At 67.1% G+C, this 25,998-nt stretch carries 18 protein-coding genes and 1 CRISPR repeat array; of the genes, 11 read left to right on the forward strand and 7 right to left on the reverse strand.

Features of this window, described 5'->3' with window-relative positions; genetic code table 11:
- Window positions 1-124: 124 nt before the first annotated feature.
- From AB0B57_RS02905 to cas2e, 9 genes are all read left to right on the forward strand, one after another.
- Window positions 125-2,230: a UvrD-helicase domain-containing protein gene (locus AB0B57_RS02905; protein ID WP_357064575.1), complete on the forward strand. Its 2,106-nt coding sequence runs from the start codon at window positions 125-127 to the stop codon at window positions 2,228-2,230.
- Window positions 2,227-5,067, forward strand: coding sequence for a CRISPR-associated helicase Cas3' (gene cas3 / locus AB0B57_RS02910; RefSeq protein ID WP_357064577.1), 2,841 nt, complete (start codon window positions 2,227-2,229; stop codon window positions 5,065-5,067). Before AB0B57_RS02905 ends, cas3 begins: the two co-directional genes overlap by 4 nt.
- Window positions 5,068-5,231: 164 nt before the next feature.
- On the forward strand, window positions 5,232-6,893 hold the full coding sequence (gene casA / locus AB0B57_RS02915; RefSeq protein WP_357064578.1) for a type I-E CRISPR-associated protein Cse1/CasA: 1,662 nt from the start codon (window positions 5,232-5,234) through the stop codon (window positions 6,891-6,893).
- Window positions 6,890-7,564, forward strand: coding sequence for a type I-E CRISPR-associated protein Cse2/CasB (gene casB, locus AB0B57_RS02920; protein WP_357064579.1), 675 nt, complete (start codon window positions 6,890-6,892; stop codon window positions 7,562-7,564). The genes casA and casB overlap by 4 nt, the downstream gene beginning before the upstream one ends.
- On the forward strand, window positions 7,561-8,685 hold the full coding sequence (gene cas7e, locus AB0B57_RS02925; RefSeq protein WP_357064581.1) for a type I-E CRISPR-associated protein Cas7/Cse4/CasC: 1,125 nt from the start codon (window positions 7,561-7,563) through the stop codon (window positions 8,683-8,685). The genes casB and cas7e overlap by 4 nt, the downstream gene beginning before the upstream one ends.
- Window positions 8,682-9,383, forward strand: coding sequence for a type I-E CRISPR-associated protein Cas5/CasD (gene cas5e / locus AB0B57_RS02930; RefSeq protein WP_357064583.1), 702 nt, complete (start codon window positions 8,682-8,684; stop codon window positions 9,381-9,383). Before cas7e ends, cas5e begins: the two co-directional genes overlap by 4 nt.
- A gap of 2 nt (window positions 9,384-9,385) precedes the next feature.
- Window positions 9,386-10,051 carry a type I-E CRISPR-associated protein Cas6/Cse3/CasE gene (cas6e, locus tag AB0B57_RS02935; protein WP_357064585.1) on the forward strand — a complete coding sequence of 222 codons (666 nt, stop codon included), beginning with the start codon at window positions 9,386-9,388 and terminating at the stop codon, window positions 10,049-10,051.
- 15 nt (window positions 10,052-10,066) lie between these two features.
- Entirely contained in the window at window positions 10,067-11,017 is a 951-nt protein-coding gene (cas1e, locus tag AB0B57_RS02940; RefSeq protein WP_357064586.1) for a type I-E CRISPR-associated endonuclease Cas1e, read from the forward strand.
- The gene (gene cas2e, locus AB0B57_RS02945; RefSeq protein WP_357064588.1) at window positions 11,017-11,373 is read left to right on the forward strand and encodes a type I-E CRISPR-associated endoribonuclease Cas2e; all 357 of its coding nucleotides are present in this window, start codon (window positions 11,017-11,019) and stop codon (window positions 11,371-11,373) included. The genes cas1e and cas2e overlap by 1 nt, the downstream gene beginning before the upstream one ends.
- 1,666 nt (window positions 11,374-13,039) lie before the next feature.
- On the opposite strand, the gene AB0B57_RS02950 is transcribed toward cas2e, so the two are convergent.
- Window positions 13,040-13,942 (reverse strand): hypothetical protein, encoded by a 903-nt coding sequence (locus tag AB0B57_RS02950; protein WP_357064590.1) that lies wholly within the window; start codon window positions 13,940-13,942, stop codon window positions 13,040-13,042.
- A gap of 472 nt (window positions 13,943-14,414) precedes the next feature.
- Between AB0B57_RS02950 and AB0B57_RS02955 the strand changes: the two genes are divergently transcribed.
- Window positions 14,415-15,044 carry an HNH endonuclease family protein gene (locus AB0B57_RS02955; RefSeq protein ID WP_357064591.1) on the forward strand — a complete coding sequence of 210 codons (630 nt, stop codon included), beginning with the start codon at window positions 14,415-14,417 and terminating at the stop codon, window positions 15,042-15,044.
- A 303-nt stretch (window positions 15,045-15,347) separates the two neighbouring features.
- Window positions 15,348-15,925: a CRISPR direct-repeat array (repeat unit 29 nt; unit sequence GGATCACCCCCGCGTGCGCGGGGAGCAGG).
- An 877-nt stretch (window positions 15,926-16,802) separates the two neighbouring features.
- Here AB0B57_RS02955 and AB0B57_RS02960 read toward each other — a convergent pair.
- The 4 genes from AB0B57_RS02960 to AB0B57_RS02975 form a co-directional block, all read right to left on the reverse strand.
- The gene (locus AB0B57_RS02960) at window positions 16,803-18,011 is read right to left on the reverse strand and encodes a tyrosine-type recombinase/integrase (RefSeq protein WP_357064593.1); all 1,209 of its coding nucleotides are present in this window, start codon (window positions 18,009-18,011) and stop codon (window positions 16,803-16,805) included.
- Between the two features lie 566 nt (window positions 18,012-18,577).
- Window positions 18,578-20,587, reverse strand: a complete 2,010-nt coding sequence (locus AB0B57_RS02965; RefSeq protein ID WP_357064595.1) for a hypothetical protein — start codon at window positions 20,585-20,587, stop codon at window positions 18,578-18,580.
- A complete protein-coding gene (locus AB0B57_RS02970; protein WP_357064596.1) occupies window positions 20,584-21,723 on the reverse strand; it encodes a 5'-methylthioadenosine/S-adenosylhomocysteine nucleosidase in 1,140 nt (379 codons plus the stop codon). The genes AB0B57_RS02965 and AB0B57_RS02970 overlap by 4 nt, the downstream gene beginning before the upstream one ends.
- Before the next feature lie 8 nt (window positions 21,724-21,731).
- The gene (locus tag AB0B57_RS02975; RefSeq protein WP_357064598.1) at window positions 21,732-22,463 is read right to left on the reverse strand and encodes an NUDIX domain-containing protein; all 732 of its coding nucleotides are present in this window, start codon (window positions 22,461-22,463) and stop codon (window positions 21,732-21,734) included.
- Window positions 22,464-22,972: 509 nt separating this feature from the next.
- Between AB0B57_RS02975 and AB0B57_RS02980 the strand changes: the two genes are divergently transcribed.
- Window positions 22,973-23,596 carry a macro domain-containing protein gene (locus tag AB0B57_RS02980; RefSeq protein WP_357064599.1) on the forward strand — a complete coding sequence of 208 codons (624 nt, stop codon included), beginning with the start codon at window positions 22,973-22,975 and terminating at the stop codon, window positions 23,594-23,596.
- A gap of 93 nt (window positions 23,597-23,689) precedes the next feature.
- On the opposite strand, the gene AB0B57_RS02985 is transcribed toward AB0B57_RS02980, so the two are convergent.
- Window positions 23,690-25,546: a CATRA conflict system CASPASE/TPR repeat-associated protein gene (locus tag AB0B57_RS02985; protein WP_357064601.1), complete on the reverse strand. Its 1,857-nt coding sequence runs from the start codon at window positions 25,544-25,546 to the stop codon at window positions 23,690-23,692.
- Entirely contained in the window at window positions 25,524-25,877 is a 354-nt protein-coding gene (locus tag AB0B57_RS02990) for a CATRA system-associated protein (RefSeq protein ID WP_357064603.1), read from the reverse strand. Before AB0B57_RS02990 ends, AB0B57_RS02985 begins: the two co-directional genes overlap by 23 nt.
- Window positions 25,878-25,998 lie beyond the last annotated feature (121 nt).

The following is a 25,998-nucleotide window of genomic DNA, read 5'->3' on the forward strand; positions in this document are numbered from 1 at the left end:
CTTGCAAGCTGTGTTCACAAGGTGCTCTACTGGGTCCTGCGCCGGCACCGGTCCTGGACGCACACGGTGATGCCGTGGTTGGTGCCGCTCGGGTCGAACCGGGGCAACGAGGAAGGTGAGTGGTGTGGCTGAGTTGGCCATCGAGCGGGGGTTCCTTCCCGCCTATGCCAGGCTGCAGCGCCGGGTGCAACACGCCGTGGTCTCGGCCATCAGTAGGTTCGCCGAGCACACCCATGCTGGCCTGCACTTGGAGAAGCTGGCCGGCGCACGAGACCCGAATATCCGCACCATCCGCATCGACCAGTTCTACCGCGGTGTTGTGCTTGCCCTCGGAGAGCAGAAGTACGCTCTGCTCAACGTCCTGCCGCACGACGATGCCATCGCCTTCGCGGTGAGTCGCCGATTCACCGTCAACCAGGCACTCGGCGTGTTGGAGATGCGCGACCAGGTAGGTATTGAGGAGTTCAGTCGGGCTGAACCGTCGGCATCGCCCGCTGGCGGACTGTTCGACCGCGTCTCCCCCGCGGATTTCCTCCGACTCGGCGTGGACGAGGATTTGGTACCACTGCTGCGCATCATCGCCACCGACCAGCAGCTAGAGAGTCTTGGCGCGCGCCTGCCTGACGTGCAGCTCGACGTTCTGCGTGGGCTGGCCAGTGGCCTGTCCGTGACAGAGGTGTGGGCAGAACTCGCTGACCGGATCGTATCGGGCGTGGACACTGAGGATCTCTTGGCCGCAGCGCACCGCACTCCGGAGCGGATCGCCTTCGTCTCTGGTCCGGTGGAGCTGGCTGCCATTCTCGCCCACCCCTTCGATGTCTGGCGGACGTTCCTGCACCCGACGCAACGCGACGTGGCCTACCGGGAGACCTACAGCGGTCCCGCGCTGGTCACTGGCAGTGCTGGGACCGGCAAGACAGTCACCGGTCTGCATCGGGCGGTCTTTCTCGCCGAGCGGCTGCCAGAGGGCGGCGGCAAGGTGCTGCTGACCACATTCACCCGCGCGCTCGCGGACTCCTTGGGCAGGCAGCTCTATCGACTCACTGCGGACCCGGCCGTCCGGGCTCGTATCGATGTGGTCAGCGTCGACAAGCTGGCTTACGAGATTGCTGCTCGAAGCGGCCGGAAGATCACGGTCGCCGATGGCGAAGTCACGGATCGACTGTGGGAAGCGACAGCCAAGGCAGGACCCACGTATCTGAGTCGGACCGGCCAAGTCAGGACCTTCAGCGCGGCCTTCCTCAGGCGAGAGTGGGAGCAAGTGGTGCTGGCCCAGCAGTTGACCACCCTTGAGGCCTACCGCGACGCCCCACGCAAGGGACGCGGCGAAGGGCTCCGCGCAACCCAACGCGAGCAGGTGTGGAACGCGATCGAAGCTGTCAGGCGGGACCTGACGAAACGGCGGATGAGCACGCACACCCAGCTCGCTGACGATGCGGCCAGGATCGCGCGGCAGTCACCGCCCCCGTACCGACACGTCATCGTTGACGAGGGGCAGGATCTCCACCCGGCGCAGTGGCGCCTGTTGCGCGCACTGGTCGCGTCCGGCCCGAACGACATGTTCCTGCTCGCCGATCCGTACCAGCGCATCTACGACAACCACGTGTCGCTGGCGCAGCTCGGCATTGAGGTCCGTGGCCGAACCCGCCGGCTCACCGTCAATTACCGCACAACCCATGAGATTTTGGATCTCTCAGTGAAGGTCCTGAACGGAGACGCCGCCGTCGGCCTGGACGGCGAGGGTGACACGCTGCGGGGCTACCGCTCGCTCACGCGTGGTGGCGTACCCAAGGTCGTAGCCTGCGACGACCGCGACAGCGAGTTCGAAGCGCTCATCGAGCGTATCGGGACCTGGCTGGAGCAGGACGTAGAGCCGCATGCAATCGGCGTGGCCGTCCGTACTGGGCAGCTCGTCAAGGCCATCAGCAAGACCCTGAGCGACGCCCATATTCCCGTCGCCGACGACCAACGAGGCGTCGACGGAGTGCACATCGCCACCATGCATCGCATGAAAGGCTTGGAATTCCAATGCCTTGCAGTTGTCGGGCTGGATGCAGGGGTGCTGCCGGCGCCACACGCGTTGACAGCGGCGACGGAGGATCCGCACGGGCACAAGCAGGATCTGCAGCGAGAGCGGTGCCTCCTGTTCGTCGCGTTGACCCGCGCCCGTGACGTGCTCTACCTGTCGCACAGCGGCACACCCAGCGCGCTGCTGCCGGCGGCCCCATGAACACCCCCATCGCTGCCGCAACTCCGAAGCTTGGGGACGCGGCCCGGTCAGCCTGGGGTAAGACTGACCGGACGGGCACCTCACCGGTCGGGTGGCTGCCGCTGTGGCGCCACTTGGCTGACACTGCCGATGTGGCCGGACGGCTGTGGGATTACTGGCTGAGCCCTGCGGTTCGTCGACGTATCGCAGACGAAATGCCCGGCGGCGACGCAGACGCCCGGACCTTGACTGTCTGGATTGCGGGAGTGCACGACATCGGCAAGGCCACCCCTGCCTTCGCCTGCCAGGCATACGGGTTGGCCGAGCGGATGCGTGACCATGGGCTCGGATACGACCGGGACCTGGTCCGCGCCGACCGCAAGTACGCCCCCCATGCCACCGCTGGACACCTCATTCTGGCTGACTGGCTCCAGCAGCACGAGTGGATCGATCCACACCAGTACGCAGTCATCGTCGGTGGCCACCACGGCACCCCGCCGACCGATGAGGGCCTCCGTGACGCGCAGGTGCGCCCGTACCTGCTCGGCGACCAGGCGTGGCTGCATGTGCAGCACGAGATCCTGACCTGGATGGCCGACCGGTCTGGCGCAGCAGAACGCCTTCTCGACTGGAGAAGCGTGCCGTTGTCGCAGCCCGTGCAGGCTGCCCTCACCGGCCTGGTCATCGTCGCCGACTGGATCGCGAGCAACGAGGAACTCTTTCCATACGTCCTGGACAGTGCAGACGATGACCGGCTGACGACCGGTTGGGAGTTGTTGGACCTGCCCATACCATGGCTGCCGGCTGCGCCACCGGTGAGCGTTGACGAACTGTTCAACGCGCGGTTCGAGCTACCTGCCGGCGCGGCGGCACGCCCGGTCCAGCGCACGGTTGCTGAACTCGCTGCGTCCATGCCTGCGCCCGGGATGATGATCGTCGAGGCGGCGATGGGGGAGGGCAAGACAGAGGCAGCGCTGGCGGCGGTCGAGATCTTGGCGCGGCGCACCGGAGCATCCGGTTGCTACCTCGCGCTACCTACCCGCGCAACCAGCGACGCAATGTTCGCCCGCATGCTCTCCTGGCTGCGCCGGCTACCCGATGCCCGGGTCGGTCGAGGTGACCGTGACGTACGGCTGGCGCACGGCAAGGCGGCACTCAACCCCGAGTACGACCAGCTGCGCATGACGTCGCTCCCGAGTGGCATCGCCGAGGACACCGGCGGCGCGGCCATCGGCGTACACCGCTGGCTTGCCGGCTCCAAGCGGACGCTGCTGTCCAGCTTCGTGGTGGGCACCATCGACCAACTGCTGTTCGCAGCGCTGCGCAGCAAGCACCTGGTGCTGCGCCACCTTGGTCTCGCCGGCAAGGTAGTGGTCATTGACGAGGCACACGCATACGACGTCTTCATGGGGCGGTTCCTGGACCGGGCGTTGGAGTGGCTGGGCGCGTACGGCGTCCCGGTCGTCGTCCTCTCCGCGACACTGCCGGCCCACCGACGGGCCGAGCTCATGGCGGCGTACGACAACGGCCGCCTCGGACCCTTGCCCGCACTCACCTGGCGCGACCGCGGCAAAGCGAGGGTCGACCCGTACGCCCACCTCCGAGCCGACCTGCGATACCCCCTGGTCACTATTTCCACGAGCGATCGGGGTGCCGCAGCCACCAGCTGCTCGGACTCCGGGCGCAACGTCGAAGTGAAACTGCGTCGTCTGGACGACGATCTGCCTGCGTTGGGGGAGCTGTTGCGCGAACGGCTGACCGACGGGGGTTGCGTGCTCGTGGTCCGTAACACCGTGGCACGAGTCCAGGAGACCGCGACCGTGCTCCGGGCGGTGCTCGGGCCAGACACTCCGGTATCGGTCGCGCATTCCCGGTTCATGGCCGTCGACCGCGCCGCAAAAGATCGCTGGCTGCGGGACACCTTCGGGCCGCCGGGCAGCGGCAACCGCCCTCACCGTCACGTCGTGGTTGCCAGCCAGGTCGCCGAGCAGTCCCTTGACATCGACTTCGACCTGCTCGTCACCGACCTGGCCCCGATCGACCTGGTGCTGCAGCGCATCGGCCGGCTACACCGCCACCACCGAGACGGCCGCCCTGCTCGGCTCGGGACACCGGAGTGCTGGGTCACTGGTGCGGATTGGAGCACCGAACCGCCGCAACCGGTCGCCGGCTCGCGTCGCGTCTACCAACTGGCCATGCTCCTGCGCAGCGCCGCGGTGCTGCTGCCACACCTGGACGGCGCCCCGCTACGAATCCCGTCCGACATCGCGCCACTCACCCAGTCCGCCTACGGCGGCGAACCAGTCGGGCCACCGTCGTGGCAACCGGCAATGGCTGAGGCAGAGGCGAAGCAGCGAGACGAAATCGCAGCCAAGGAGATGAAGGCGGATGGCTTCCGCCTCGCCAGTGTGGCCGAGGCGGGGGTGCCCCTGATCAGCTGGCTCTCCGGAGGCGTCGCAGGTGCCGACGACCGCGCAGCGCAGGGCTACGTCCGCGACACCGACGGCGAAACCCTTGAGGTCCTGCTGCTGGTACGGACACCGGACGGGCTAAGACTCGCCCCATGGATCGACGGCGGTGGGGTAGTCATCCCGACCGCTTCCACCCCCAGTTGGCGGCTGGGTCGCTCCGTCGCCGCCTGTACCCTCCCGATGCCAAGGGCCATGACCGCACCCGACGTCATCGACGAGGTCATCGCCGACCTGGAGGGCCGGATCGACTTGAGCGCCTGGCAACACAACCCCTGGCTCGCGGGGGAACTCGTCCTTGAAGTTGATGGTGACGGCTGTGCCCGCGTGGGCCCCTTCGATCTCCACTACGACCTTCACAGGGGTCTCCATGTCGTCCGCGCTGGGTGAAAATCCCCGCCTACGCGGGGAGCATGGCTGCGACCCAGTGAGCTTACGGATCACCCCTCCAAGGCGAGGGCAGTTGCAGCCGACATCTTGACGCTTGCTTGCGGCACTCAGTGTGCTTACTTTGTTCGTGGAACCTGGTCGAGATTAGACGGTGGTGAGCAGCCTTGACAAGTACCAACCAAGAAACCGGTTTCGTGCTCGTAGATGAAGCCTGGATCCCGGTGCTGGACGCGGCGGGACAGTGTCGCGAAGTGTCGCTGCTCGGCCTCTTCGAACAGGCCAGCGACATCCGCATGATCGCCTGCGAGCTGCCCACCCAGTCGTTCGCGATCCTGCGACTCGCGCTCGCCGTCCTGCACCGAACGACAGGCGGCCCGCCCGGCGACGGCGCTTGGCGGGCACTGTGGCATGCCCCGCAACTCCCGGTCGCGGATGTCGCCGACTATCTCGGAGCGTTCCGTGACCGCTTCGATCTGCTGCACCCGGAAAAGCCGTTCTACCAGGTCGCGGACCTGCGGGCGGCCAAGAACAACACGTTCGGGCTGGAGCGGCTGATCGCTGACGTGCCCAATGGCATTCCGTTCCTGACCACGCGTGCTGGGGAAGGGATGAAGTCGATCTCGCCTGCAGAGGCGGCCCGCTGGTTGGTGCACTGCCAGGCGTACGACCCATCCGGCATCAAGACGGGTGCCGTCGGAGACCCACGGGTCAAGGGCGGGCGAGGCTATCCGATCGGCGTGGGATCTCTCGGGGCGTTGGGTGGTGTCCACCTTGAGGGTGCGACTCTGCGGGAAACGCTGCTGCTCAACCTGGTGCCGGTCGCGCCCGGCTGGCAGAACGGCGACGATCGAGACCTGCCGGTGTGGGAACGCGAGCCACAGGCGGCCTACGAAGAGAGCGATGCGACCCGCGGCCCCTACGGATTGCTCAGTCTGTATACCTGGCAGGCGCGCCGCGTCCGGCTCTTCGGTGATGCCGGCGGCATCACCGGTGCCATGATCGCCATCGGTGACCGACTCGATTGGCAGGATCGACACCTGTTGGAACCGATGAGTGTGTGGGGACGCAGCGGGCCGCGCGAGCGCGAACAGAGGCGGACCCCGATCTACCTACCGCGGCCACATGACCACAGCCGGGCACTGTGGCGTGGTCTGCAGACCTTGCTGCCGGCGCCGCCACCACCCGGCGCCGAACCGCCACAGCGGCTTTCGCCGATGGTGGTGCAGTGGCTGGCCCGGCTGACTGTCACCGGGGTGGTCGGGCCGGACTTTCGGGTTCGTCCGCGCGCCACCAGCGTTACCTACGGCACCCAGCAGGCAGTCGTCGATGAGGTGTTCAGCGACGCGTTGACCATGAATGTGCTGCTGCTGGTCGAACACTCTGAGCTGCGCACGGCAGCCGTCGACGCCGCAGCTGACGCCGAGAGTGCGGTGAAGGTGCTGCGTCGGCTCGCTGACAACTTGGCCCGCGCCGCGGGTAGCCGGGACATCGACAGCGGTGACGCCGAGCGGGCCGCTGAGCAGGCGTACGCCCGGCTCGACCAGGACTTTCGCGACTGGCTGGCGCGCCTTGGTCCGGACAGTGACCCGGTGACCGAGCGCGCCTCGTGGCAGCGGTTGGTGCGCCGGGCCATCCTTCGGCTCGGTGACGAGCTGGTCGCTGCAACCGGCCCAGCGGCCTGGATCGGCCGCGCGGGCGTCGACCGAAACGGCCGAGAAGTTCATTACTCCAGCTCCCAGGCTGAGGCGTGGTTCCGCCGCGGCCTGGCCAAGGCGCTGCCAATGGCAGCCGAGACTCCGCAACAACGGCAGGAGAAACCAGCATGACCGTGGTGGAGATTGACCCCCCACCTGCGCCGGCGCGCAAGCCGTGGGTCCGGCGCCGCAAGGACCTTGGTGAGCACGTCGCCCGTACGGTGGGGAGCCTGCAGGCGCGACTGCTAAGCGACGCATCGCAACCGGAGGCGGTGAGCGCCCTGGCCAGGCTAAGGCGCGGGATCGGCCGAGCTCCGGGCTTCGATTTCACGTTGGAGAGGTACCTGCAGGTGCCGGAGCACCTGCTGGGCTATCGGCCGGCCGATGATGCCGAGGCGGCCGACACCGAGCACGCGGTACACGACGCAGTGACCCTGTACGCGCTGCACCAGCAGTCACGCCGGGAGCGGATGCACGTGAACGGACGCGGGCTGGGCCTCGCCCTGGCTGACCTCGTCCGCAAGTCCAACGGTCCGGAGGGGGTGCGCCGCCGCTTCGCGGCCCTCGGCACCGCCAGCACCTACCAAGAGAGCATTTACCACCTCCGCAGCCTCACGACCATGCTGCGAGAACACCAGGTCCCCGTCGACTATGGCCTGCTCGCCGACGACCTACACACCCTTCGCCGACCCGGCGGTCGTGTCCAGATCCAGGCCATCTGGGGCCGGGAGTCGTTCCGCAGCCAGCCGAGCATCGACGTTCAGGCCCTCACCGCCGAGCCCTCTGAGGAGTACCCATCATGAGCCGCACCATCATTGACGTCTACGCCCTGCAGACGGTGCCGCCGAGCAACCTCAATCGCGACGACACCGGCTCGCCCAAGACTGCCGTCTACGGCGGCGTACGGCGCGCACGTGTATCCAGCCAGGCATGGAAGCGAGCCGTCCGGCTCGCGTTCGCTGACCTGCTCGACCGCTCTCAGCTCGGCGAGCGAACCAAGCGTGTGGGCGAGTCACTCGCGACACGGATCAAGGCCCTCGACCCGAGCCAGTCCGACGAGAGCGCGTCCGCACTGGCCGCTGAGGTGTTCGTCGCTTCCGGCCTTGCCAAGGCTGAGAAGAAGAAGGGCGAGGTCAAGGACGTCGAATCCGGTTACCTGCTCTTCCTCAGCCACCAGCAGTTGGACAACCTTGCCGCCGCCGCGCTGGAAACCGCGCGCACCGGCACTCCGCTGGACAAGGCCCGGTTCAAGGCGTTGGCCAACACGGACCACTCGGTCGACATCGCGATGTTCGGGCGAATGATGGCGGACATGACGGACATCAACGTCGACGCCGCCTGCCAGGTCTCCCACGCCATCAGCGTGCACGCCGTCGACAACGAGTTTGACTACTTCACCGCGGTCGACGACCGGAAGGCCGATGTCGCTGAGACCGGCGCCGGAATGATCGGCACCATCGAGTTCAACTCGTCCACCCTGTACCGATACGCCACGGTCGACGTCGACGCGCTGCACCGTACCCTCGGCGACGCGGAAGCCACCCGTGCAGCCGTCGAAGCGTTCCTGGTCGCCTTCGCCCGCAGCATGCCGTCGGGGAAGCAGAACACGTTCGCCCACCGGACGCTGCCCGACGCCGTGCTGGTGAGGCTCCGCGATTCGCAGCCGATCAATCTCGTCGGTGCGTTCGAGACGCCCATCCGCGAGACGAACGCCGCCGGCCGCGTCGAACTGGCCGCCGTTGCCCTGGCCAAGCACACCGCGGCGGTCGAGAATGCCTTCGGCGAGCGGCCGGTCGCCAGCTGGGTCACCCAGGTCGGCGAGAAGACCGCGGTGCTCGCCGACCTCGGTAAGGCGGTCAGCTTTGGCGAACTCGTCACCGGGGTGGGAGAGCACGTCGCCGTAGCGCTCGGCCAGCCGGCATGAGCGTCCTGCTGCTCAGGCTGGCCGGCCCACTGCAATCGTGGGGGTCGTCCAGCCGCTTCGCCCGCCGGGGCACCGAGGTCGCGCCGACCAAGAGCGGTGTCATCGGGCTGCTTGCCGCAGCCAAAGGTGTACGACGCACTGAGCCGCTCACCGACCTACTCGGTCTGGAGTTCGGGGTACGCCTCGACCAGCCGGGGCAAATCCTGCGAGACTTCCAGACCGCTCGTTCTCTCGACGGCCGTCTCAGCGCACCACTGACCTACCGCTTCTACCTGTCAGACGCAGCCTTCCTCGCCGCCGTCAGCGGCGAGAGCGAGCTGCTACACGGCCTGGCGGACGCGCTGGGCCGGCCGCAGTTCCCGCTCTACCTCGGACGCCGCTCATGCCCGCCGGTCGGGCCGATCAGCCTTGGCGTCCACGATGAGAGCCTCGACAACGCCCTGACCTCGTGGCCCTGGCTCGCCGCGGACTGGTATCGCCGCAAGGCGGGCCGCACGATCCGACTGGAGATCATCAGGGACGCCCGACCCGGCGAGCCGATTACCGAGACCGTGCCCGACGAGCCGGTCAGCTTTGATCCGGCGCACCGGCAGCACACCTGGCGGTCGATTCTGCGTCGGCACGTAGACATCACCAACGATCGCGCGGATCAGACGGGCGTTACCGAGCATGACCCGTTAAGCCTGCTGGGAGGCTGAAGTTGTTCCTCACCCGATTTCAGATCAACCCGGCGCGCCGAGGCGCACGGAAGCTGCTCTCGTCGCCGCATGCCATGCACGCCGCGGTCCGCTCGGCCTTCGCCAATCCAGACGATCACGAACGGGACGGCGCCCGGACGTTGTGGCGGCTCGACGCGTCGGCGCCCGCGACCGTTCACCTCTACGTCGTCAGCCCGGGCCGACCCGACCTCACCCATCTCGTCGAGCAGGCAGGCTGGCCCACCACCGAGGCGTGGGTGACACGCGACTACGACGGACTGCTCGGCTCGCTGAACACCGGACAGGACTGGGCGTTTCGGCTGACCGCCAACCCGACTCACAGCGGGCGCAAGACCAGTGACTCAAAGGAGACGCAACGCTTCGGCTTCCAACGTGAAGATGCGCAGATGGATTGGCTGACAAGCCGCGCCGCCCGAAATGGATTCGCGCTGGCTGATCAGCAGGACGGACGCCCGAACCTACGGCTGCATCGCCGTCAGACGCAAACCTTCAAGCGCGGCCTGGCGACCGTCACCCTGACCACCGTCACCTACGACGGCATCCTCCAGATAACCGACGCGGATGCCTTCCGCCGGACGCTGACCTGCGGAATCGGGCACGCAAAGGCGTACGGCTGCGGCCTGCTCACGCTCGCCCCCGCCAGGTGATACCGGTCTGATGGGATGAAGATCCCTGGCGTACCACCAGCCGAACTCGCCGATCTGACCCGCGCCGAGGACCGAATCAGCTTCCTCTATCTCGAACGTAGCGTGATCCACAGAGACAGCAACGCGATCACCGCCACCGATGACCGAGGAGTGGTGCACATCCCGGCGGCCTCAGTGGGCGTATTGCTGCTCGGCCCTGGAACCAGCATCACCCACCAGGCCATCGCCCTGCTCGCCGACCACGGTGCGACTGCCATCTGGGTCGGCGAGCGGGGAGTGCGCTACTACGCCCACGGTCGCTCGTTGGCCGCCTCCAGCCGGCTGCTTCTGGCGCAGGCTGCTGCCGTCAGCAACCGTGACCGCCGGCTTGCCGTTGCCCGCACCATGTACGCGATGCGCTTCCCGGGCGAAAGCACCGCCAATCTCACGATGCAGCAACTACGTGGCAAGGAGGGCGCACGAGTCCGCCGGACCTACCGGGAACACTCCCAGCGAAGTGGCGTCGCATGGAGTCACCGTGACTATGACCAGGCCGACTTCGCCGGTGGCGACCCCATCAACCAGGCGTTGTCAGCCGCGCACGCCTGCCTGTACGGCATCGTGCACGCCGTCATCGTCGCGCTTGGGGCCGCGCCCGGTCTCGGATTCGTGCACACCGGGCATGAACGTGCCTTCGTTTACGACATCGCGGACCTATACAAGGCGGAGATCACCATCCCCGTTGCGTTCGATGTGGTGGCCAGCGGATCGACTGACATCGGCGCCGACACCCGGCGCGCCGTACGTGACCGTGTTCATGACGGCGCGATCCTCGCGCGTTGTGTCCGCGACATCCGTATGCTGCTCCTCCAGCCGCAACCGGGCGGTGAGATGGAGGACGAGGATCCCCTCCGCCTCTGGGACGACAGCGGCATCGAACTCACCGCTGGCCGCAACTACGCCGACATCAGTGAGGTTGATTTCTAATGACCGTCATCATCCTCACCGCGTGCCCGCCCGGGCTGCGTGGGCATTTGACGCAATGGCTGTTGGAGCTGTCAGCAGGTGTATACGTAGGACAAATCAGCACCCGAGTGCGCGACAGGTTGTGGGCTCGGGTGATCGAGATGGCAGGCGTAGGGCGCGCCCTGATGGTCTATCAGGCTCCTGGTGAGCAGCGGCTTTCGTTCGTGGCCCACGACCATCATTGGGTGCCCGTGGATCTCGACGGGGTCACCCTGATGCGTCGCCCTGTCGACCCGATCGTCAACCCTGCGATACCCGGCGGTTGGAGCAAAGCGGCAAGGCGCCGCCGTTTTGGGAAGCGTGGGCGTCCGGCGTAGAGACGCTGGACTGGCAAGGGCGATTGGCGCCGTACTGGCGGCGGAGCTGATGCTGATGATTACGGTCGAGGGTCAATGGTCGGGCATGGCATCAACCGATCGATGGGATCCTCGATCGCACGGTGAGTATTTCGCTATCAGCCCAGCCAGCCGCAAGTAAGGGCCATCCCTATGCTGCTGAGTGATCTTTGTGGGGCTCGGCGTGGCTGCCGAGGAGGATAATCGCCGTGCGTGGAGCAGGCATCGGCGGTGGTGTTGCTCGGCATCGTTCTGGGATACCTGAGTGCGCGAGTAGCGGACTTCCGCCCTTGTGCAGCGCCTGGGAGTTCGGATCACCTTCCTCATGCGTGGGGAGCAGCGAAGGGGTGGTTCTCGAGGCGGAGAGAAGGATCATCCCCCTCTGGGCAGGGAGCAGTAGGTCCCGGAGGGGCCCCGCCGGGCGCGGTGGCTGGGATCACCCCCGGTGCGCGGGGAGCAGTGAGCCGCCTTGCTACCCGAGGTGTCGTCCTCGGGATTACCCCCGCCTGCGCGGGGAGCCGGCGCTAGAGCGAAACGAGGAAGACCTGGATCGGGGATCACCCCCGCGTGCGCGGGGAGCAGACCCCCGGTCACACCGCCGGAGCGGGCGGCGGCGGGATCACCCCCGCATGCGCGGGGAGCAGTGCTCGTTCGCGTCGACAAAGACCTGCGACGCCGGATCCCCCCGTGCGCGGGGAGCACCCCTCCCCCGCCTGGAGCTGCGCCCACATCTTGGGACCACCCCCGCGTGCGCGGGGAGCACGGCGACACCCTGAGCGAGCATGTCTGGGCTTGGGGATCACCCCCGAGTGCGCGGGGAGCAGGGAGCTGGTTACTCCGGTTGGTTGGTTAGTTGGGGATCACCCCCGCGTGCGCGGGGAGCAGAACGCGATCGGCTACCCGCTGCGGAACCTCATCGGATCACCCCCGCGTGCGCGGGGAGCAGGGCGGCCGGCGCGGTTCGGCGGCTCGGGTGCTTGGATTACCCCCGCGTGCGCGGGGAGCAGTCTCTCTCGTGCGATGGGATGGGTTGGGTTCGGGGATCACCCCGCGTGCGCGGGGAGCAGGGGTTGAGCACGGCGCGCCCCGACTCCGCATACGGATCACCCCCGCGTGCGCGGGGAGCAGACTGAATATATGGGTCCGGCGGTGCGCCCGAGTGGATCACCCCCGCGTGCGCGGGGAGCAGGCCACCTGCTACCAGCAGCGCGCCGGCGCCCAAGGATCACCCCGCGTGCGCGGGGAGCAGGTCGGGTCAACGTTGTGGCAGCGGTGGTCGATGGGATCACCCCCGCGTGCGCGGGGAGCAGACCGTAGGTGGCGGCCCGGTCGATGAAGTACGGGGATCACCCCCGCGTGCGCGGGGAGCAGTCTGACCCTCGACGGCAAGGCGATGCCGGCCGTGGGATCACCCCCGCGTGCGCGGGGAGCAGACTTCTTGACCTGCGGCGTTATAGATCAACTTTGCGGTTTTTATTCACTAGGCTCCGCAAGATCGTCCACTCGGTCTCGGTCGGTATGGGGCCATCTGGGCAGGCAAGCTCGGCTACAGCCGAGCGGGTTAGTCCGGGATCGTGTCTGAGGCCGAGATCGGGCGGACGCTGCTCGTCGCGTTGGTAAGGATGGCGAGTTGGCCTAGCTCTGGCGCCTACCGCTTGAACAGTTCGATGAGCGTGTTGTCGGCTTGGGCCAAGATCGACGGGCCGTAGACCGGTGTGGCCAGCACCCGCCGGCAATGATCGAGTTCGACGTGGATCGCGTCACCGCCCATGACGGTGGCGTCTTGCAACACGGCGAACCGGTCTGCGGTACCCGAGCATTTCTTGGCCGGGCGTAGCAGCGCCAACGTTCGTTCGATGGCCGCGCGCCGCTGTTGAGGCAGGAGGAATCCGTATTCGAAGGTTCCGGCGGTCTGGGGTGTGCCCTGCTGTTGCGCGGGCACTCGGAACACGCACAGGCGCAGCGTCGCGGCTGACGGGATCGACACCGGGCCTGACCGTGCCTCGGCGGCCGCCATTGTCGACCAGTCCTGGCTGCATCCGGAGGCGGCAGCTCCGGCCGACACGATTTCCCGTACGACCGTTTCCGACACCGTGGTCAACCGCAGAGCGCGCACCGCCTCCGATACCTTGGCGAGGGGATTTCCGCAGGTGTCCACCGGCAACCCCGGCCGGATCCAGTAGCCGTGGGCGTCAAATAGCAGCAGGTTCGGTTCCCAGGGCATCTCTGTGGTGCAGGCCTCGATGGCAGTTGTGTCATCGGGCAGGCGTAGCGCGGCAAGTAGCGCCGTCAGATCGGTGGCGCGGTCCTCGGTGAGGACTAGGTCCTCGCCGCCGTCAGCGCGCTGCTTTGGACCGAGCTGGCAGTGGATCGCGGACGCGACCGTGAATTCGTTGCCCAGGCGCGGCAGGGTGAGGGCGTGGGGCGGACGCCCGTCGGCGCCGACCGGGGCATTGACCGCGCAGGAGGTCCACCCGGTCTGGACGGTTGGTGTGCCGGTGAGCGATGTCGATGGCTTCGCCTCCGGTCCGCCGACCGGTCCGTTGGCCACCGTGGACGTACCCCGAGCACATGCGGTAAGGCCTGCCACGGTCATCATTACGACGAGCCCTTTGACGAATATTCGCATATTAATCCCTGGTGGACGAATGTAGGCATTCGGGCACCTCTGAGACGATGTTGGCGGGGATGAGGTTCCCGGCCCTTCTACCCGGGCTTCGGTCCGACCTGATCGTCGAATTGAGCAGCGCCGGAAATGGCATCCGTACGGCGGGGGCCAGAACACGCCGACCGCCGGGCGGGAGCATGCGCAATGGCAGGCGTGGTCTGGGATCCCTGGGACTCCCCAGTCCACGCCCGCGAACCAGTGACGCTCAAGCTCGTCGAAGTTTCGTAGCTGCTTCCCTGCCCCTTCACAAGCAAGGGCATGGATGTACATGATCGTCGGAGATGGTTGCTCTCCATCCACTGCCGAGGAGGCCCTCATGCGGGTAGCTCGACTCTCCGCCCGTATCCCACGCGTCATGCGCCACAGAGCCGTAGCCGTCCTCACCGTCGTCGCGGGCCTGGTCGGGGTCAGCGCGCAGCCGGCGTCGGCCACGCCTCCCTGGATCCCGTCGAAGGCGACGGCGCAGTCGCAGCTCAACGCCCTGACCGTGGCGGCGCAGGGCTCGACGAGTGGCTACTCGCGGGACCTGTTCCCGCACTGGATCACGGTCAGCGGTAGCTGCAACACCCGCGAACAGGTTCTCAAGCGCGACGGCACGGCCGTCGTCGTCGACAGTTCCTGCGCGGCCACCTCCGGCCGCTGGTACAGCCCCTACGATGGGGCCACCTGGACGGCTGCCTCTGACGTTGACATCGACCACGTCGTGCCCCTTGCCGAGGCGTGGCGCTCCGGGGCCAACTCCTGGACGACCAGTCGCCGGCAGAGCTTCGCCAACGACCTCACCCGTCCGCAGCTGATTGCAGTGACGGACAACGTGAACCAGTCCAAGGGCGACCAGGACCCCTCCACCTGGCAGCCGTCCCTGTCGTCGTACCGGTGCACCTACGCCAAAATGTGGATCACTGTGAAGTACAGCTGGGGCCTGACCTTGCAGGCGTCGGAGAAGTCCGCACTTCAAAGCACGCTCAGCACCTGCAGCTCGTGACCAGACCCCCGCGTGCGCGGGGAGCAGGCGACTTCCACCACCCGGAGTGCCTCGGTCAGAGGATTGCCCCACCTGCGCGGGGCAGACGTTCCGCGCGTTCCCGCTCTCCCAGACTAAGGGGTCGCCCCCGCACCCGCGGGGAGCAGTGGTCGTTGTAGTGCTGGTCGTACTCAAACCACGGACTACCCCCGCGTCCGCGGGGAGCAGCTGCTGCGCAAGGTCGAACTGTGCCGCAAGGAGGGATCAGCCCCGCATGCGCGGGAAGCATTCGACATCGATGTCCGGCGGGCAATTGTGCAGGTAGGATCACCTCCCATGCACGGGGAGCAGGGAACGTCAGTCAGCGTGCCCGTCCGGCCCGAGGGGTCACCCCCGCATGCGTGGGAGCAGCGTCTCGCCGGAGTGCACTACGACGTCGACCAGGGATCACCCCCGCATGCGCGGGGAGCGGCTGTTGCAACACCCCTGGGAAGTCCTTGCACGGGGGATCACCCCGCATGCGCGGAAGCAGGGTTCGCTGGGTGCCTTCGGGTTGATGCACTGCGGATCGCCCCGCATGCGCGGGGACCAGGCCACCCCGAGGCCACCGGATCACTTCACCGTCGGATCACCCCGCGTGCGCGGGCAGCAGGGCACCGGGTCCTGCGGGACGCCGAGCAGACCGGGATCACCCCCGCGTACGCGGGGAGCAGTGCAGTGCCGGGACCTCGCCAAGGCGCACGCCGAGCACGGATCACCCCCGCGTGCGCGGGGAGCAGGACCCGAACGCCTGCGCCCAGCACGCGCTGAACGGATCACCCCCGCGTGCGCGGGGAGCAGGGTCGCAGTAGCGCCCGCCCCGCCCGAGGTGGGGGATCACCCCAGCGTGCGCGGGGAGCAGGCTTCTTGACCTGCGGCGTTATAGATCAACTTCGTGGTTTTCATTCACCAGGGTTCGCAAGATCGTTCCCAGCGGGTCTCAGCTCCGGTTGGCGTTGGGAGTTCGTAGCCGGGGCAAGCAAGCTTGCTGCAGCTTACTTGGTGAGGCCCAAGCGGAGCGACGGGCCGACCCCTGAGGCTGCATTGACCGGTTGGAAGAAGTGAGGTCATGTGCCGGCGACCTACCAACTGATCTGCGAAAGAGCACGACGTGAGGGATGCATTGCTGCGCGAGCGTTAGGTATCGCTCGGGATAGCGGTTACGGCACCCCGGCGCCCCGCTTCCAGGGCAGAGGGTCATTTGTCGCCGCAGGCTTCGTTGATTAGTTGCGGAGGGAGCTCGCCTACGGCACCACGGGCGTCATGCCGGCCGGCATGGCCGACTCGAGTTAATCGATGTGCTCGAGGAGGTCGATCGACCACTTGGCCACTAACGCCGATGCCGGTCATCGTGTGTCGAAGGCGCCTGCGGCAGAAATGAGTTGTACGAGCTGCTGAAGAGCCTGTGAACCGAGCCCTGGGTCAACGGAGAGGCGCTGCTGCAATCTTCAGCGCTTCTCCCAGGCCGGACCGTCCGTGATATCTCACAACCGTCTCACGGACGGTCCGGTAGGTCCTGATAGGGCTCGATCTGCTTCGGACCGCACCTGGCCGTTAACCTGCATGTCCGGCACGAGCCGGTATCGTCCGGCCTGGGGGTCAAGGGGTCGTCGGTTCGAATCCGGCCGTCCCGACGCATCTGACCAGGGGATATGCCGACGGAGGCATATCCCCTGTGGTTGTTTCAGGGCTGTGTTGTCGCGCTGCTGTCGCATCCACGCACGGATCTTGCAGTGGCGCTCAGGCGGCCCGGGCGTCGGCCGCGTCGAGGGCCGCGCAGGTGGCGCTCACGCCGTCGGCGGCGGCGTCGCGGGTGAGGTGGCCGTAGATGTCGACGGTGGTGGCCACGTTCTTGTGGCGCAACGTCTTGGACACCACGGCGATCGGCACCCCTTGGTTGATCATGATCGTGGCGGCGATGTGTCGCAGGTCGTGCACCCGAATTGCCGGAAGCCCGGCGTCGGCGGTGAGGTGGCGCAGGTGGTCGAGCACGTACTGCGGCCGTAGGGGTTGGCCATCGGGTCTGGCGAACACGAGGTCGAGATTGTCGTGATGGCGGGCGGTCACCTGTTGCCGGCATTGGCGGCGGCGTTGCCGCTGCAACGCGTCGACGGCGCGGGTGGACAGGGCGACCCAGGCCCGGCTGCCGTGGGTCTTGGGCGCGTTCAACATGCTGCGGCTGTTGTCGACGCTGACCAACGTCCAGCGCACGAATAGTGCTCGTGCATCAAGGTCCACATCGGCCCAGTGCAGGCCCAGAGTCTCGCCTTTGCGCATCCCGGTGCAGACCATCAACTCGAAGAGGTCCGCGAGCGGATCCTCAACGGCGTGGCAGTGCCGCAGGAACGCGCTTGTCTGGCTGGTGCTCCAGCAGGTGAGCTCGGTTTCCGGCGGTCGGGGGATCATGGCGAAGCGGGCGGCGTTGTGGGGCAGCCGGTGGTTGCGGCGGGCGTCGTTGAGCGCGCTCGACAGGGTCGTCACGCAGCGGCGCAGGGTGACCGGGCCGCGGCCGGCGGCGAGCTCACGCTGGATGAACTGGGTGACGTGGTCGTGAGTGAGCCGCTCCAAGGGCACGGCACCGAGCGCGGGGATGAGGTCGTTGTGGATGTAGGCGGTGTAGCGGTTCACGGTGTTCGTCTTTAGGGCCGGGGACTTGGTCTCAAGCCAGCAGGTGAGGTAGCTGGCGACCGTTTCGCTGTCGTCGAGGCTGACACCGGCGCGCTCGCACTCAAGCACATGTGAGTGGGCCGCCGAGGCCGCCGCCTTGGTGGCGAAACCGGTACGGCGCATGGTGCTGCGCTTGTTCAGGCTCGGCAGGTCGACGGCGAACGCCCAGCCGCCGTGCCGCGCCTTGGACAGCTTGGGGCACCGGGGGCCGAGTAGTCTGCCGGTGCTGTCACGACAGGCGCAGCAGCGGTAGACGCGGCCCCGGTTCGGGTTCTGTCTCATGACGTCCTCCTCAGTAGAGGTGAGCTTCTGCCACCTCTACCGTTGCCCCGTTCGGCTGCGACAGCATCGCGACAACCCCGCATGTCCTGCCTGCATGTGACGGCCCTACTTGTCGATCCGTCAAGGATTCACACTCCCCCCGGCGTGCACGGGTGGCGGGGGCGGGGGAAGTGGTGGGCGATGGTCCCGCGGGCCGCCGCCGTATGAGCGGCAGGCGAGGTGTTATGGCCAGCAGGGACGAAGGACCGGAGTTCGACGCGCTTCTACTGTTCCGAGGGCAACCCGGTCGGGGCAGTGGGGTGGCGGCCTCTTCGCGCCCGGACCCTGGGTCAGCGCTAGGTGCCGGGCCGTCAGCTAGCCGACATCACCAACCCTTCGGCAGGTGTCGGCACTAACGTCCGTAGCAGGTCCGCAGGTCCGCAGGTCCGCAGGTCCGCAGGTACCAGCCGGCTGACCTCTGAGCGAGGCTGGATCGATGACGTCCGTGTCGCCGAGCACCACCCTGCAGCATCCCAAACCGCGGTGCTGCCCGACCCTGACCCCCGCGCCGAGCAGTATCGCGATTGTCAGCCCTCCATCGCTGCGACGAGCCGCCGGAGGCCGGCGCGTTCTCGGCGGTTCTCGTGGGTGATCCATTCCTTGCCTTCGGCAGCGATGCCCTCTAGCACGTGCAGGGTGCGTTCGAGGCCCGAGGCGTCGAGCGAGACCTGGGAGGCGATGCGGTCGTCGTCGCCGAGTTCCGGCATGCCTGGCCACTCACCGGTGATCGTCAGCTCGTCCCGGGGATTGTTCGTCAGGGTGAGGGAGAGTTTCTTCTCGCCGCTGCGGGCATCGACGACGTGCGCCGCCACGACCGAGTTGTACTGGTAGGTGAGGCGCTGCTGATCGCCGAGTTCCATGGTTTCGAAGTCTAGGGTGACCGTGACCTGGCGGACGCCGTCCTTGGTGAGCAGGAAGAGGAGAAGTTTGTATCGTGAGTAGCGCCAGGGTCCCTTGCTGACCCGGGCCCGCTTGCACCCGGGCACGGGCGCCTCGATGAAGGCGTGCGCTATGACGTCCTGCGCGGCCACGCGGTAGTGCCGCAGCGTGTCCTCGACCAGGATCTTGCGGTCGCAATCGAGCCAGTGCGCCATCTCCGCGTCGGTCGGCTTCGATTCCAACTTGCGCACCCACCGGTCGTACGCCGCGCGCCGGTCCTCGTAGTCGCGCCGGACCCGGTCTAGGTCGTCCCGGTAGCGGTGGCCCTTGAGGAGGATCGCGAGCCAGCCCTGGATGGCGAGCCGAGTCCCGGCCACGATTCCGGCCGTCGCGATCACCGTCGTGAACGGCGCCTCGACGAGGGCCTGCCACAGCAGCAGCGGCCCGGTAACCACCAGGGCGAATACTGAGATGCCAAAAGCGGTCCGCGTCGAGGATGGGACTCGGGAGTCCTCGGGATCCGCGGTCAGCTCACCGCTGAGCCACTGCCGCTTGACGTCGCTGGCGAGGAATCTCACTAACCAGGCGACCCGCTTGGCGTCGACCGGTTGCTCCCGGTACACCTCGACCAGCTCGTTACGGAGGGTCTGCCGGATGCCCGCCGTCTCTGCCAGCCACGTCTCCCGGGCTATGTCCGGCGGCAGGTAACGTCCGAAGTAGCGGTCGAACAGGGAGTCCATCGCTGAGGCGAACCGGTCGGACTGTGTGGGAGCACGCCGGGGTGTGAAGGTGAGACGCTGGCGGGCTGCCTGGCGTCGATGCCGAGCCAGCCTGATCGTGAATCCGGCCCGGACTGCGACGACGGCGGCTCCAAGAGCCACCATCAGATAGCCGGCCGAGCGAAGCCACGAGTGGGCCCAGGCGTGCTGGACCACCGCAAGGCCCGTGACGAGGAGCAGTGCCGAGCCGCCGAGGGTGCGTAGATAGTCCGCCGCGTCGGTGCGGATCGGGTGCGGCGGAACCGGCCGGGGAGGGATCGGCTTGGGCTGGAAGAACTTCCAGACCCGCTCCACCCGGTCGTTGGCCGTCTTGTCCCGCCGGGCGGTCGCGAACGTCTTCTGCCAGGTCCAGTCCTGGTGCGGGCCGGCCAAGAAGACCTCGAGGTGGTTGAGGATGCTTTCCTGTAGGGGCGGGTTGAGCGATTCGAATTCCTTGACCACCGCACCGATCGCGGCCGGGTCGGGAGTCTCCGCCGTGGTCTGCGGCAGTGAGTCCAGCAGCGAGCCGACGACATTGATGCCCCGGGCCCAGGGATCTTCGGAGCGCTGCGCCGCCCAGCGGCGGACGTGTGCCAGCTGCGCGAGTTCCTGGTCCGTCAGGCTCTGCAGGGTACGGCCGCTCAACAGTGCGAGCGACAGATAGAAGTAGGCGCGGGAGTTCTGGTAGCCCCGGGCAATGGCTTTCCTGATCAGCTCTCTCGCCTCGGGCGGGGCGCTGATCTCCAGGTAGCGGAGGCCGACCTCGAACTGCCGCTCAGGCGGGTCGTCGTCGCTGACGTGGTATCCGCCCTCGATGTGGACCTCCTGGGCCTGGAAACCCACCCAGGCATTGCCGTCCGCGACGTTGGTGAACGTCTTCTCCTGCGGTCCGGCGCTCATGACAGATCCCGCAGAGCCGCCATGAGCCCCACGACCCGCGTGGCGAGGTCCGTCCAGTCCAGCAGCAGGCCGCGCAGCTTCCGCAGGGCCGTGGTCGCACGACTCCGTGCCTCGTCGTCGGCCGGAGGCACGTCGGCGGCGGCGGCGTCCATCTCCTGCTCCGCTGCGCGGTAGGTGACCGCGTCCACGTCACCCGCCTCATGGAACTTACGGAGCGAGGCGCGCAAGTCTGCGAGCTGGTCGTGGAATGTCTCCCCGCCCGCACCGCCCGGCCCGCCGTAGACGGTCGCGTGGTGAACGGTGTGCGCTTGAAATCCGACGTGAGCGTTGCCCTTGGCGACGTTTCTGACGGAACCGGACATCGACGCATCACCTGCTTCTTTCCGAGGACGGCGAGGAGAGGAGCCCTGCTGCGCCCCGAGCTCCTGAGCGAGCGCGAGGGCGAAGGCCGCGGCGTTGGCGGCGGCACGCGGCTGCCAGTTCTCGCCGTCGGTGTGGACCTTGGTCCCGTCGGCACGGTCGCTGATGCCGCGGACGACGACGGCTGGCAGGGAGCGGTTCAGGTGGGCGGCCTGGGCGACCCCGGCCGACTCCATCTCCACCGCCAACGCGTCGTTGTAGTGATCACGAATGCGCGTCGCCTCGGGCGAGGACGCCGAGTCGAGAACGACCTCCCCAGCGGCGATTGGGCCGAACCGCACCTGGGGCACTACTCCGGTGAGTCCCCGCGCCCAGCCCCGCTCCCGCTCAAGATGCCGGGCGAGCTGATCACAGGCATGGGGGATCTCCCACACGCGAGGGCGGGTGCGGAACGCGTCGCTCTCGCTGGTGCCGCCGTGATAGGCGTACACGTGGGTGGCCACGACGACGTCGCCGAGGCCGATGGAGGGCCAGAGCGCCCCGGCCACGCCGGCGAAGATGACCGCTTCCGGATCGAACTCGGTCATAGCGCGCTCGGCGATGACGGCGGAGGGGTGGTTGCCCTTGCCGACGAGGCCGAGAACGATTTCACAGGAGCCTCGGGTCACGGTGCCCCGCTCGAAGCGCGTGCCCATCGGATGTACGTGCGGCTCGACGTTCGTGAGACGTTCGCGCACCGCGTTGTACTCGAGGTCCAGTGCGGTGAGCACGACCACAGGTCTGATCATCTGTCGTCTCCTCCGGCTGCGACGGTCGGAACCGTGCGGATCATGGGTGGGTAGAGGTTCCGGCGCGGACCAGCGCGGTAGACGCGGGCCGGGCGGCCGGTGCCCGTGGCGCGGGGCGGACCGGCGGGGACCACGAAGCCCTTCGTGCCCTGGACCTTGCGGTAGAAGTTGCGGGGGTCGAGCGGTGTGCCCCAGACGGCCTCGTAGACCTGCTGCAGCTCCGTGAGGGTGAAGACCTCCGGGCAGAAGGCCGTCGCCAGGTCCGTGTGCTCCAGTTTGGAGCGAGCACGCTCCACCCCGTCGACGACGATGCGCAAGTGGTCGAAGGCGAGCGGTACCCGCGCGGCCAGTACATCGTCGACTGGCGTCCACTCGGCGGCCGCGGCGTCGGTTCCGGCGATGGGCTCGGGGAGGCGCGGCACGACGGCGAGGTGGGCGACGGAGACCACGCGTCCACGAGGGTCACGGTCGGGGTCGCCGTATGTACCGAGCTGCTCCAGGTGCGGGATGTCGGTGAGCCCCGCCTCCTCCCGCAGCTCCCGGCGGGCGGCGCTCAGGATGTCCTCGCGCTCATCGGCGAGGAACCCGCCAGGCAGCGCGGCCCGCCCGACGAACGGCTCAACACCGCGCCGCACGAGAAGCAGGTTCAGACGACCACTGCGCAGAGTGAGGATCACGAGATCGACAGCGAGCATGATCAGGGGTGGTTCCCAGGTGTCATCGGGCACTGCTCGACCATAGCTTTTTGTCGATACGACAAAAAGGGATCGGCGCTGTCGCAAGGCCGACACTTTGAGTAGCTTCTAGATCACCAAGAGGTGACCCCGAGTGCGGTGGCGCCGCCATACGTGGTGGCGGTGATGCCGGGAAAGACGGTGTCTAGGCTAAGCGATCGATGAAGTGGGGGGGTAGTGGGATAAAGCCGGCTGAGTGCCGCGCATGGCTTGGTAGCCACTTGGGTCGCACCGCGTCCGTACTTGACAAGACTCGGCACCATCGGGCGGTGCAGTGGCTACTGACTCGTCGAGGTTTGCGCAGACTTGCGGCGTACGCATTCACCGGCTTTGCCTCCGTGGCGTTACTCTTGCAGACCTATCAGGCGATCTGGAATCGGTCCATTTATCCTCGACGTGAACTCGTGGTCGCACTCGTTGTGGTCGTCGCCTCAGTGGCGTACGGCGCTGTACGAGCGTGGCCGCCGAGCCGGGTGCAGCGGCGCCTGAGGCACCCAGATTGCTTGATCGAGATCGTCCCAGGCGACCTGTTCGACCAGACAGAGGCTCACCTCGTCATTGGGTTCACGGACGTGTTCGACACGGATACCAGGGAAGACCGGATTATCAGGCACGACAGCGTGCAGGGCCAGTTCCTTGGCCGGATTTATGGCAACGATCTGGCCCGGCTCGACGCGGAGCTGGAGATGGCCGTCGCGGGCGTCCCTCCCGTAGCCGCCATTGCGCCCCAGGTGAAGCCGCACGGCAAACGGACGCGCTACCCGGTGGGTACGGTCGCTGTACTGGGCACCCCGCAACGACTCTTTCTCTGTGTCGCGTACAGCGTTATGGCCTCGGACCTGGTCGCGCAGTCCGGCCCTGATGAACTGTGGCGTAGCCTGGGTCAACTCTGGTCGGTGGCACACCGGCGGGGGCAACGCGGCCGGATTGCAATGCCTGTGATCGGCGCCGGGCTGGCCAGGGTCGATGCGCTACAACGATCGGCCCTGATCAAGTTGATCTTGTTGTCGTTCGTCGCCGCGTCACGGCCGCATGTGATCGCGGGCAAGTTCTCGATCGTTGTTCCTCCCGAGGAGTTCGCCGAACTGGACCGGCTGGAGTTACAGGATTTCCTAGACTCATTGTGACCGTCCGTGTGGCGCGGCGGCGCGGTCGTCAAACTCTGCCAGCCAGGATGGACGGACGCCCAGTTGCCCCACACCGCTCTTCTCATCAGGACGTCAGGGGCGTCGCGTGTAGGCGTCTAGACCGGTGAAGCGATCAGTATCCAGCCAGTCCGACCCAGACATGTCCACCGCGCAACCGGCTCCCGCTAACCGTTGGGCAATCTTGTTCAGCTTCTCGGCCGTACCGTCGAACTTGATCACGTTCACGCCCCCAAGGTCTGAGAACGGCCGCAGCTCCCCGATCTCAATTATTACTGTCCGGGTCCTGTATCGGGCCAGCGCCATGCCCGCCTCGAAGAGAACGTTGGGACGCGCCTGGCCGGTCGGTTTGGTCTCGTACGCCGGCTCGTTCGGTCCGTGCAGGTTCGGGTGCAGGGCCGCCGCATCATCGGGGGTCAGCAGCACCACGGCTGCTTGGATGTCCTCAAATGCCTTATCGAGTACGTCAATGAGGTTCGGTGCCGCGCTTTCAGTTCGTGCGACCACCTGCTCCCAGTCCAGTGGCTTGAGATCCAGACCCTGCAGGAGGCCTCGAACCGCTTTGAGGGCCGCTGCGTCGCGGCCGTGAATGACGAAGACGGAACGTGCGTCGGGCACTCGAACCTCCAGAGGGTGGTGGTGAGTTACTAGTTCGGCGGCGTCGTCCTCTACGCGGTCGGGTAGGCGGTGGTCGCCGTCTGCCACTACAGTCCTGTCCCCGGCCATCGGCTGCGCGCCGCCGATGCTCGACGGTGCCGTTGGCGGCTCGACTGCGACAGCGAGGGCCTGCGGCGCTCGGGGACTCGGCCGGTCGAGCAGGTTAGCGATGTATCGGGCCTGAGTGGCGGCCTCATCGAGGTGGAACAGGTCATCGTCAAGCCGGGCGATCAGCCACTCCCCGAGCTTGCGGTCGTCAGCCAGCGGCCCGGAACTACCAAGCAGGGCATCGGCGTCGGGACCAAGCGCCTGCCGTATGTTTGCCAGGGCGATCTCCACCGACCGGCGCAGCCGGCGCACCCTGGATGCGACCCTCGTCGCCTCCATTTCGTGATCGGCCAGGACCATGAGGTACTCGGGATGTGCGGCTCCCTCCACCGCTCGGTCGCCCAGGCGTACTTGTTCCACTGCCTCTTCCAGCGCAGCGACCACCCCATCGACACGGCGGTGCTCGTTCGCTGCCATCCAGACTCGAAGCCCGTAACGAATCTTGGCGGCGTGCAATAGATGGCGAGCGAGCGGCGGGATGTATTCATCACCGCGCGACCACGTCCAAGCGCTGAGCTGTGGGTCACGATCCAAAGGAGCGATCACGACGAGGCGCCGCTCCGAGCGGTCGTCCAGCTGTCTGCCACATTCCCACAGCGCAATGCCGCCGAGGAGTTCGACGCCGTCGCGCCACCAACTTTCCTCCTCTGCTGCGGGAGGTAGCAAGGACCGGACCCGCTCGCCGAGATCGGGATCGGCTCTCACAGGGTCAACCGAGGTGAGCTTGGCTTGGTACACCCTGGAGGCACCGAGCAACGCACCCGTCCAACGACCCGCCACGCGATCCCACGTTTGGTCTAAGCTCGCCCAGCCGGTCCTCAGAGCCTTTGCTAGGTCCCCGCCATTGAGGGGCGGCGCCCCGCTAGGCGACAGTACGACAGACAGGTTCAACACATCATGGTGAAGGCGCACGATGGCCTGTACCGCCAGGTCGGTCCGCCCCTGAGCGGCGAGTCCCACCTCCGCCGCTCGTGGCAGGTCCGATAGAGCGGCCGGCAGGTAGTTGGGCAGTCCTACTCCGGGCACTGCCTCCACCATGCCGAGCAGGGTTCGGCATCGCAGCCAGAGCTGCTGCAGCTCGTTGTACGCTGCCGCGGCGTGTGGACCGTCAGTTGGGGCAAAGAGGTGGACGACTAGCTCTTGGTCAATGACGGGCAGGCCGGTCATTGGGCTCCTGCGGTGAGGACGACGGCTTCACGAGTTCGTGGATAAGTCTGTTGACTCGTTCCCGGACCCGTGAAGGCGGTGGCACCACCGGGATGGAGCCCAACCGGGTGACCCGGATCGGCCCGACGAGCTCCAGTTCGACCACAGCGGCGTCGAAGGCGTCAAAATTCCCCGCTGCGACGGCGTCTTTCAGCGCGTTGATTAGCCGCTCGACCTCATCCCAGCGCGTCTCTGCAAACTCTTGTGCGAGAAGAGCGCGGAGGATGTCGACAGCCACCTCAGCGTCCTCAGCCGACAGTGCCTGAGGTGCGCGCGCTTGGTCGGTCGCCATACGTCGAGCTTAGTCGCACCTCTTCGCTGGCTGGCCCTGCACTCGCCCCAATGAGTGAAGTCGGCCGGCGTACCAGAATCGTCAGGTCTGTACTAGCCTGCGAGCACCTGCCGTCGGCGTC

The organism is Micromonospora sp. NPDC049101, assembly GCF_040648675.1.
Taxonomy (GTDB): Bacteria; Actinomycetota; Actinomycetes; order Mycobacteriales; family Micromonosporaceae; genus Micromonospora.

What these genes read in the sequence shown, in the direction of transcription:
- cas3 (WP_357064577.1), top strand. Translation starts at nt 2,227, where the DNA reads ATGAACACCCCCATCGCTGCCGCAACTCCGAAGCTTGGGGACGCGGCC.
- cas7e (WP_357064581.1), top strand. Translation starts at nt 7,561, where the DNA reads ATGAGCCGCACCATCATTGACGTCTACGCCCTGCAGACGGTGCCGCCG.
- AB0B57_RS02990 (WP_357064603.1), bottom strand. Translation starts at nt 25,877, where the DNA reads ATGGCGACCGACCAAGCGCGCGCACCTCAGGCACTGTCGGCTGAGGAC.
- AB0B57_RS02985 (WP_357064601.1), bottom strand. Translation starts at nt 25,546, where the DNA reads ATGACCGGCCTGCCCGTCATTGACCAAGAGCTAGTCGTCCACCTCTTT.
- AB0B57_RS02965 (WP_357064595.1), bottom strand. Translation starts at nt 20,587, where the DNA reads ATGAGCGCCGGACCGCAGGAGAAGACGTTCACCAACGTCGCGGACGGC.
- cas5e (WP_357064583.1), top strand. Translation starts at nt 8,682, where the DNA reads ATGAGCGTCCTGCTGCTCAGGCTGGCCGGCCCACTGCAATCGTGGGGG.
- cas2e (WP_357064588.1), top strand. Translation starts at nt 11,017, where the DNA reads ATGACCGTCATCATCCTCACCGCGTGCCCGCCCGGGCTGCGTGGGCAT.
- cas1e (WP_357064586.1), top strand. Translation starts at nt 10,067, where the DNA reads ATGAAGATCCCTGGCGTACCACCAGCCGAACTCGCCGATCTGACCCGC.
- casB (WP_357064579.1), top strand. Translation starts at nt 6,890, where the DNA reads ATGACCGTGGTGGAGATTGACCCCCCACCTGCGCCGGCGCGCAAGCCG.
- AB0B57_RS02955 (WP_357064591.1), top strand. Translation starts at nt 14,415, where the DNA reads ATGCGCCACAGAGCCGTAGCCGTCCTCACCGTCGTCGCGGGCCTGGTC.
- AB0B57_RS02960 (WP_357064593.1), bottom strand. Translation starts at nt 18,011, where the DNA reads ATGAGACAGAACCCGAACCGGGGCCGCGTCTACCGCTGCTGCGCCTGT.